Annotated in this window: 11 protein-coding genes; 4 read left to right on the top strand and 7 right to left on the bottom strand. The window is 72.6% G+C overall.

What is annotated here, in order from left to right; all coding sequences use genetic code 11:
- Positions 1-23 precede the first annotated feature (23 nt).
- A complete protein-coding gene (locus HK417_RS20830) occupies positions 24-554 on the top strand; it encodes an NUDIX hydrolase family protein (protein WP_222270890.1) in 531 nt (176 codons plus the stop codon).
- A 46-nt stretch (positions 555-600) separates the two neighbouring features.
- On the opposite strand, the gene HK417_RS20835 is transcribed toward HK417_RS20830, so the two are convergent.
- From HK417_RS20835 to HK417_RS20845, 3 genes are all read right to left on the bottom strand, one after another.
- A complete protein-coding gene (locus HK417_RS20835) occupies positions 601-1482 on the bottom strand; it encodes a hypothetical protein (protein ID WP_222270892.1) in 882 nt (293 codons plus the stop codon).
- On the bottom strand, positions 1479-2120 hold the full coding sequence (locus HK417_RS20840; RefSeq protein WP_222270896.1) for a MerR family transcriptional regulator: 642 nt from the start codon (positions 2118-2120) through the stop codon (positions 1479-1481). The genes HK417_RS20835 and HK417_RS20840 overlap by 4 nt, the downstream gene beginning before the upstream one ends.
- A gap of 67 nt (positions 2121-2187) precedes the next feature.
- A complete protein-coding gene (locus HK417_RS20845) occupies positions 2188-3420 on the bottom strand; it encodes an MFS transporter (RefSeq protein WP_222270900.1) in 1233 nt (410 codons plus the stop codon).
- Between the two features lie 201 nt (positions 3421-3621).
- On the opposite strand from HK417_RS20845, the gene HK417_RS20850 reads away from it, so the two are divergent.
- The 3 genes from HK417_RS20850 to HK417_RS20860 all read left to right on the top strand — a co-directional run bounded on the left by HK417_RS20850 (position 3622) and on the right by HK417_RS20860 (position 5163).
- A complete protein-coding gene (locus tag HK417_RS20850; protein ID WP_222270910.1) occupies positions 3622-4116 on the top strand; it encodes a hypothetical protein in 495 nt (164 codons plus the stop codon).
- A 70-nt stretch (positions 4117-4186) separates the two neighbouring features.
- The gene (locus HK417_RS20855; protein WP_222270921.1) at positions 4187-4747 is read left to right on the top strand and encodes a GIY-YIG nuclease family protein; all 561 of its coding nucleotides are present in this window, start codon (positions 4187-4189) and stop codon (positions 4745-4747) included.
- Complete coding sequence (locus HK417_RS20860; RefSeq protein WP_222270923.1) at positions 4744-5163, top strand: VOC family protein; 420 nt, start codon at positions 4744-4746, stop codon at positions 5161-5163. Before HK417_RS20855 ends, HK417_RS20860 begins: the two co-directional genes overlap by 4 nt.
- Positions 5164-5324: 161 nt before the next feature.
- Here the strand turns inward: HK417_RS20860 and HK417_RS20865 are convergent, their stop codons facing one another.
- From HK417_RS20865 to HK417_RS20880, 4 genes are all read right to left on the bottom strand, one after another.
- A complete protein-coding gene (locus tag HK417_RS20865; protein WP_222270944.1) occupies positions 5325-5708 on the bottom strand; it encodes a type II toxin-antitoxin system VapC family toxin in 384 nt (127 codons plus the stop codon).
- Positions 5705-5926, bottom strand: a complete 222-nt coding sequence (locus HK417_RS20870) for an antitoxin (RefSeq protein WP_222270947.1) — start codon at positions 5924-5926, stop codon at positions 5705-5707. Before HK417_RS20870 ends, HK417_RS20865 begins: the two co-directional genes overlap by 4 nt.
- Before the next feature lie 365 nt (positions 5927-6291).
- Entirely contained in the window at positions 6292-6609 is a 318-nt protein-coding gene (locus HK417_RS20875) for a type II toxin-antitoxin system PemK/MazF family toxin (RefSeq protein ID WP_222270957.1), read from the bottom strand.
- Positions 6609-6845 (bottom strand): ribbon-helix-helix domain-containing protein, encoded by a 237-nt coding sequence (locus HK417_RS20880; RefSeq protein ID WP_222270968.1) that lies wholly within the window; start codon positions 6843-6845, stop codon positions 6609-6611. The genes HK417_RS20875 and HK417_RS20880 overlap by 1 nt, the downstream gene beginning before the upstream one ends.
- Positions 6846-7475 lie beyond the last annotated feature (630 nt).

Consider the following 7475-nt stretch of genomic DNA (forward strand, 5'->3'; position numbering starts at 1 on the left):
CGGGTATCGGCTAGACAGGGCACATGACCGAGGTGACGAACACCGGCGCTGCCTGGCTCTCCCGCGAGGAGATGGACTCCGCCCGCGAACGGTTGCCCATCCTCTACGTCGACGCGGTGCCGGTCCGGGTGGACGTCCACGGCACGGTCATCGCGGTCGGGCTGCTGCTGCGCATCGGCGAGGACGGGCAGGTCAAGCGGGCACTGGTGTCGGGGCGGGTGCTATACCACGAGCGGGTCCGCTCGGCGCTGCTCCGGCATCTGGAGAAGGACCTCGGCCCGCTGGCGCTGCCCCGGGTGCCGACGTCACCGCAGCCGTTCACGATCGCCGAGTACTTCCCGACCCCCGGGGTGACGCCGTTCCACGACCCGCGGCAGCACGCGGTGTCACTGGCCTACATCGTGCCGGTGGAGGGTGACTGCGCGCCGCAGCAGGACGCGCTGGAGCTCACCTGGTTCTCGCCGCTGGAGGTCCGGGAGCCCACCGTGCTCGCCGAGCTGGCCAACGGCCAGAGCACCCTGCTGCTGCAGGCCCTGGCCCACGTCGGGGTCTGACCCCCCACCCGGCCAACATGGCCGGGTGGGGGGTCGACGGCCGGTGTCAGCGCGCGAAGCTCAGTGGGTCGGTGACGGGGATGCCGGCCAGTGCCTGCAGGGTGAGCCCGACCAGAAGGACGGCGTAGCCGGTCGAGGCGACGGCCACGATCCGGAACCGGGTGCGGGGGTCGCGGAGTGCGGCGACCGGGCCGGTCAGTGCCTCGAGGGCGAGAACCAGCAGTGGCAGGGCCTGCAGGGCGTGCATGCCGACGAAGTGCGGCACCCGCAGGTCGCCGCCGGCGGTGGACCAGCCGAGGAAGGGCAGGCCCGGGCCGTCGTCCGGAGCGCCGACGGCGTGCGCCCCGGCCACCCCGGCGAAGTCGTCGAGCTGCTCGGCGGTCGGCGACGTCATCAGGAACGCCACGGCCATGCCGGCCAGCCCGATGACCAGGCCGGCCCGGATGGCCAGCCGCCGGGCGGCGTCGGCGTCCGGAGAGCGCCAGAGCAGGGCCGCGAGGACCAGGGTGACCACCCACACCACCGCGATCGACGTCCCCATGACCGACCACAGGGTCGTGGCCAGCGGGGACGAGACGTTGAAGTGGCTGGTGGTGCCCGCGGCGACCGCACCGACGATGATCACCATCTCGATCAGCAGGCCGACGGTGACCACCCAGGCGGCGATCCGGCCCAGCCGCTGCCGACGGGCGGGCAGCCGGTCGAGCAGCCAGGCCAGAGTGACGGCGTAGACGCCGATGGAGAGGGCGAACTTGAGCGGCTTGATCCAGCCGTTGTGGCCGGTGATCTGCACCGGGTCGACGAGCGCCAGCACGGCGACGACCACGGCGGTGGCGGCCATGAGCGTGGCGAGGGCCAGAAGCGGCCGGTTGGCGGGCCGGGTGAGCAGCGGGCGGGTGTCGGCAGTGGGTCGGTCGAGGACGGTCATGACGGGCTCCCCCCGGGGGTGGGTCCGAAGCGGCGGAAGGACTCGTTGGCCTGGGCCATCCGGCGCAGCCCGGCGAGCAGGGCATCGCCGAGCACGGTGCCGACGACGACGGTCTGCGCCGCGGTGGCCGGGCCGGCGTCGAGGTTCTTGCTGATGCAGTCCAGGTCGGCCGCGGCGACGATCTCCGCGGCCCGGGCGTACTCGGGCAGGGTGGCGGCGAGGTCCTCGCGGCCCAGCGCGCGGTACCGGTCGAGCACGGCCGCGGCCGCCGGCACGCCGGGGTTGCCCTCGCACCACTCCCACCCGCGCTCGGCGGCCACGTCGAGGACCTGCCGCACCGACTCCGCCGACGGCGGCGTGGTGGCCTGCGGGAGGGAGGCCTGGGCGATGCCGAGGGTGTCGCCGAACGGGTGGTCCGGGTCGTCGGCGGCGGCGAGCACCGCGCGGGCGGCCGCGACCGACAGGCCGCCCACCTCGATGAGCGACCTGATCAGGTGCAACCGGGCCAGGTGCTCCTCGCCGTAGTCGGTCTGGTTGTAGCCGGTGCGCTCGCCGGCCGGCAGCAGGCCCTCACGGGCGTACCACTTGATCGACGCCGCACTGACGCCGCTGCGGTCGGCGAGCTTCGAGATGCGCATGTCGATAGTGTGACTATCGATAGTGCTGCTGTCAATGGTCGATTCGACCTCTGTCGGGGCCGGGTGCTCAGGCGGGGGTGGGGGCTGGGTGTCTGTGTGCCCACGCGGCGTGGGCTATGCCGGCGGCGACCACGAAGGCGGCGGTGACGGCGGGGAGCATGAGCGCGGCGTCCGCGCCGAGCCGGTCGACGACGAGGCCGGTCGCCGCGGACGCGACCGCCTGGCCGACGACGACCGCGGAGCCCAGCATGGTCATCGTGGTGGCTGAGCGGCCGGCCGGGCTCAGCTTCGCGGCGAGGCTGTACTGGGTGACGAGGGTCGGCCCGATGCCGCAGCCCAGCATCGCCAGCGCGACGACGAGCGCCGGCACCGACCGCGCGCACGCGTAGGTGACCGCCGCGGCGAGCAGCAGCGACCCGAACGCCAGCCACCGCGCCCGCAGGCTGAAGCGCGCCGGGAACGCCGCCGAGGCGAGGGCGAGCCCGGCCGACCCGATGCCCATCACGCCGTAGAGCAGCCCGGCCCGGTCCCCGCTGCCGTCGTCGGCCAGGAACCCGGTGAGCGAGGTGAGGGTCGCGCCGAAGAAGAAGCCGATGCCGAGCGCGCCGGCGACCACGGTGAGCAGCCGGAAGCGGGCGAGTTCGCGGGCGGGTGCTTGCGCCGTCGAGGTCTGCCCGGCGGGGGCGATCCGCCCGGTGGGGTGCAGGGCGAACCAGGTGACGAACACGAGCGTCAGCACCGACGCGCCGGCGATGGCCAGCCACGGGGCGATGGCGGTGGCGAGCAGCCCAACCAGGAAGGGCCCGACGATGAAGACCGTCTCGTCGGCCGCGGACTCGTAGGCCATCGTCCCGTTCACCACCCGCTCGCGGCGGTCGGCGCGGACCGCTCGGCGGATGATCGCGACCACGCGGGTGCGCGACATCGGCGCGATCTGGGGCGCGGAGGCGCCGATCAGGACCGAAAGCACGAGGACGACGAGGTCCCGGACGCTGCTCGCGACGACGAAGGGGAAGGTGCCGAGCAGGGCGGCGTTGACCAGGCCTACCGGGACGAGCGTTCTCCGTTGTCCGAAGCGGTCGGCGGCCGCGCCGAGCAGGGGACCGGCGAGCGCCGTCCCGAGGCCGGCGGCGGCGGAGTTGAGGCCGCCGAGAGTCAGCGACCCGCGCTCGGCGACGACGAGGGTGAGCACGCCGACGGTCATCATCGCGAAGGGCAGCCGCGCGATGAACGCGAGCGGGAAGTAGGAGAGACCGGCGTGCCGGACGAGCGGGGACTCGGAGAGCTGGGGGAGTGTCATGACCTCTGTGCAACCGGGGGACGGGCGTGCCGCCTTCTCCGCCGGGGACGCCGGCGGCCGGTAGTTGCACGTTCGAGTACTCCACCGACGATAGCCAGTCGTCGGCGTGGCCAGGGCCGACTCCGGGTGTGATCTCCGCGGGTCGTTTCCGGCGGCCCGGCTCGGGCAATCCTCCAACTCCCGAATCGAGGAGGCCCGGCCATGCCCACGTGGGCAATCGTCGTCATCGTGATCGCCGTTGTCGTGCTGCTGGCCCTGATCGCCCTGGCGGTCGCCAAGCGCGGGAAGGCGGCGAAGGCGCGCAAGCAGGAGCAGGCCCGCGAGCATCTTCGCGAGGCGCAGGTCAAGCAGGCGCGCGCCGACAAGGAGAAGGCGCTCGCCGACGAGCAGCTGGCCCGCACCCGGCGGGAGCGCGCCGAGGCCGAGGAGCGGCTGGCGCTCGCTGACAAGGAGGCCAAGGAGCGCGCCGCGCGTGCGGAGGCGGATCGGTCGGCGGCGGAGCAGCTGCGCGCCAAGGCCCAGAAGCTGGCCCCCGGCCTGTCGGCCAACGATCTGGGCCGTGGCCAGGACGGCGACCGCCGACCGGATGCGGCCGACCAGCCGACTGAGGTCGGGCAGCCGAACGTGACCCAGCAGGTGAGCGAGGAACGGACGTTCCGCGACACCAGCACCGGTCACGGCGCCACCCGCGCCTGACGGTTCGACGACTGCGCCCCGGCTCCCAAGGGAGCCGGGGCGCCGTTGTGTTCAGGGTTGACTGAGGAACATGGACGACGTCGTCACCGCGCTGCGGTCTGTCCCGATGCCGCTCGACGAGGCGCAGGGCATGGTGCCGGCTGCGCCGGGGCTGTACGCCTGGTGGGCACCTGCTGGGGCGCTGCCCGGGATCGCCGGCCCGGAGCACGCGACGGCCGACCTCGAGCTGCTGTACGTGGGGATCGCCCCGAACGGCGCGGCGTCGAAGGCCACGCTGCGCAGTCGGCTAGTGCGCAACCACATCCGCGGGACGACGGGCCAGTCGACGTTGCGCCGATCGCTGGCCGCGCTGCTGAGTGAGCAGGAGAGCTGGCGCAGCCGGTGGACGACGCTGCTGCTGGTCGAGGAGGACGAGGCGCGGCTGTCGCGGTGGATGGGGGAGACGCTGCGGCTGAGCTGGGCGGAGCACCCGGAGCCGTGGACCGTCGAGGCCGCTGTGATCGAGCAGTTGCAGCCGCCGCTCAACCAGGCTGACAACCGGGCGCATCCGCTGTACGAGTACGTGAAGGCCGCGCGGAAGCGTTGGCGGGAGGCGGCGGCCGCTCGGTGGACCGTGGGGGAGACGTTGTGAAGTTCTCACTGATCGGCATGGCCGTCGCGGCCGAGGACCCCACCGCGAGTGCCGCGTGGTTCGTGGAGCACTTCGGGTTCGAGGTCGGCGTCGACATCGGCTGGTACGTGAACACCCAGCATGTCGACCACCCGACGGTGAGCCTGGACTTCGTGCAGCGGGACCACGAGTCGTGGCCGGCGGCCTCCCGGGGGAAGGCCGTGGTCGGGACGCTGCTCGCGTTTCTCGTCAAGGACGTGGACGCCGAGTTCGAGCGGCTGGCGAGGGACGACGTCAGGGTCGTCATGCCGCTGGTGACCGAGCCGTGGGGACAGCGCCGGTTCCAGATTGCGGGACCGGACGGGCTGCTGGTCGAGGTGCTCCAGCGGCTCGCGCCGGACCCGCAGTGGCTCGCCGACAACGGCCTGGCCGGCTGATCGTCAGGTGGTCGAAGGCCCTCGTCGGTCCGGCGGCGTAGCCGTCGGGATCGAGCCGGCGCGAGGCGCGCTCTCCGCCGCTGGAGGCCGCGTCTTGGTCAACGCTTGCATCGTCGTCGACGGCTCTGACAGGACCGGTCGTCCGGGGACGTCATCACCCGTCAGCTGGACACCACGGTGATCGGGCAGGCGGTCCCGGGTGCACGCGCCAGGCGGGCGTCAGCGGTGAGCAGCGCGCAGCCGAGCGCTTCGGCCAGGGTGATGTAGGTGGCGTCGTAGGCCGAGACGTTCTCGCGGAGCTCCCACATCCGGGGCAGCAGTGCGTGGAACGGGTGGCGCACCAGGCCCAGTTCGGACCAGGTGATCACCAGGCGCTGCCCGGACAACGCCGGGAGGCGGCCGACGGCGACCAGCCGGCGCAGGGTGTGGACCACCTCGGCGTCGATCAGGTGTGGCACGTGCAGCTGTTCGCTGGCCACCGCCTCGCGCGCCGAGCCGTCGCGCAGCAGAGCGGCAATCGCGGCTGAGGCGTCGAGGACGATCACCGGTCGGCGCGGCCTCCGTCCACCGTGTCGAGGATGTCGTCGAGGGCGATGCCGGTGTCCGGGAGCGCGGCCAGCAGCGTCGGGTTGTCCGCCCGTCGGCTGACGCCTGCCAGCTCGCGGACCGCGACTGCGCTCACCGACAGGTGCTCTCGCTCGGCCAGCCGTGCCAGCCGCTCGATCACCTCGACAGGGACGTTGCGCAGGTAGAGCGTCGGCATGTGGCCAAGTGTCCACAGGACTGTCGCAGTGTGCAAGCACGAGGTTCGGTCACGCCAGCATGCTGTGGAGACTCGGCACGCAGATGAAGCGGCTGGTGACCAGCAGGACCACGTCCGTCGGCCGGTTCGAACCAGCAAACGGGTGGGCGTCTCGCCCGGCCGCCGGTGTCGGCCAGCAAACCGCATGGGTCGGTGACGGAGATGACGGCCAGGACCTGCAGCCTGACCATGAGCGGGAGGACGGCGTAGCCGGCGGAGCCGACGGTTACGACGCCTCCAAGGTCCCGCCTCGTCATCGCCGGGATCGCCCACGCCGCCTCGACACTCCACGTCGACCGGCGGCCCATCGCTGATGACCTGAGGCGTCAGCGTGCCTGCGGGAGGTCGTCGAGGTCGAAGGCTGCGTGCAGGGCCGCGGTGAGCTCGACCTCCTGCTCGGGCAGCAGTCGGCCGATCTGCCGCCCAAGAGTCGCCTTCGGCACGGTCAGGACGTTGTCGCAGCTGACGACGCTGGGATGGTCCAGTCCGTTGTCCGGACCGACCGACACCTCGGTCGAGAGACCCCGGATCGTGCTCGTGATCGGTGCGACCGTGACCCGCGCCAGGTGCGGGCGCACCAGCTCGCGGGTCAGCACCAGCACCGGCCGGGTCTTGTCCAGCTGAGCCAGGTGGATGGGCCGCATCAGGCGAGGTCGTCGAGCGAGGTGCGGGCGGCGTGCTCGGCCAGCGCATCGAAGTCGTCGCCGTCCTGACCGGCGGCCAGGATGGCGGCGTCCCGGGCGGCCACGTCGCGGCGGCGCTCACGTTCGAGGGCGCGGCTGACGACGGCCGCGCGGGACGGGGCCCTGCCCTCCGAGACCAGCCGGTCGATGAACTGCACGAGCTCCTCGGGGAGCCGGACCGCGATCTGCGTGCTCACCGCTCCACGGTACCTCTGTGGGATGCAGCCTGATACCAGGCGGCCATGCTTCTGTCCCCGGGACGCCGGAGAGCGGCGCCCCGGCCATGACGAGCTGTGCGGTGACCAGGGCGAGGCTCAGCCACACGAGCGCGCCCGGTCCGGCTGCATGGTGCACGTCTCCACTGGAGCCGCCGAGCATCTGCGCGTGCAGCACCAGCATCGCGTCGTCCACCAGTGCCGTGAACCGCCACACCGAGCCGGTCGGGTTCCGCCACAGGTGCCAGGCACACGGCAGGCAGGCCGACGCCATCGCGACCATCACCACCGACCCGAGCGACGCATCGAGCAGCAGCAGGTGCACCACCGCGGACGCCACCGCCAGGAGGGCGGCCACCCGGCCGAGGGCAACAGCCCTCGGCCGGGTGGTCAGGACGGCGGTCGTCGACAGCAGTGGCCTCACCCAGCTCGACGCCTGCCTCGCCAGCAGCCGCGCCCAAGAGTGGGCGGCTCAGTCAGGAGAACTGCACGACGGCATAAGTTGTCTGGTCTCACCGGCACGGTCTCGGGCCGGCGAGCTTGTCCCGCCCCGGGTCTGATGGAGGCTCTCAATCCACGTGAGGATGAGAGTCATGGCGGCACCGAGGAAGT

This window comes from Modestobacter marinus (genome assembly GCF_019799945.1).
Taxonomy (GTDB): Bacteria; Actinomycetota; Actinomycetes; order Mycobacteriales; family Geodermatophilaceae; genus Modestobacter; species Modestobacter marinus_B.

What these genes read in the sequence shown, in the direction of transcription:
- HK417_RS20870 (WP_222270947.1), bottom strand. Translation starts at nt 5,926, where the DNA reads ATGCCGACGCTCTACCTGCGCAACGTCCCTGTCGAGGTGATCGAGCGG.
- HK417_RS20855 (WP_222270921.1), top strand. Translation starts at nt 4,187, where the DNA reads ATGGACGACGTCGTCACCGCGCTGCGGTCTGTCCCGATGCCGCTCGAC.
- HK417_RS20850 (WP_222270910.1), top strand. Translation starts at nt 3,622, where the DNA reads ATGCCCACGTGGGCAATCGTCGTCATCGTGATCGCCGTTGTCGTGCTG.
- HK417_RS20845 (WP_222270900.1), bottom strand. Translation starts at nt 3,420, where the DNA reads ATGACACTCCCCCAGCTCTCCGAGTCCCCGCTCGTCCGGCACGCCGGT.
- HK417_RS20835 (WP_222270892.1), bottom strand. Translation starts at nt 1,482, where the DNA reads ATGACCGTCCTCGACCGACCCACTGCCGACACCCGCCCGCTGCTCACC.
- HK417_RS20875 (WP_222270957.1), bottom strand. Translation starts at nt 6,609, where the DNA reads ATGCGGCCCATCCACCTGGCTCAGCTGGACAAGACCCGGCCGGTGCTG.
- HK417_RS20840 (WP_222270896.1), bottom strand. Translation starts at nt 2,120, where the DNA reads ATGCGCATCTCGAAGCTCGCCGACCGCAGCGGCGTCAGTGCGGCGTCG.
- HK417_RS20830 (WP_222270890.1), top strand. Translation starts at nt 24, where the DNA reads ATGACCGAGGTGACGAACACCGGCGCTGCCTGGCTCTCCCGCGAGGAG.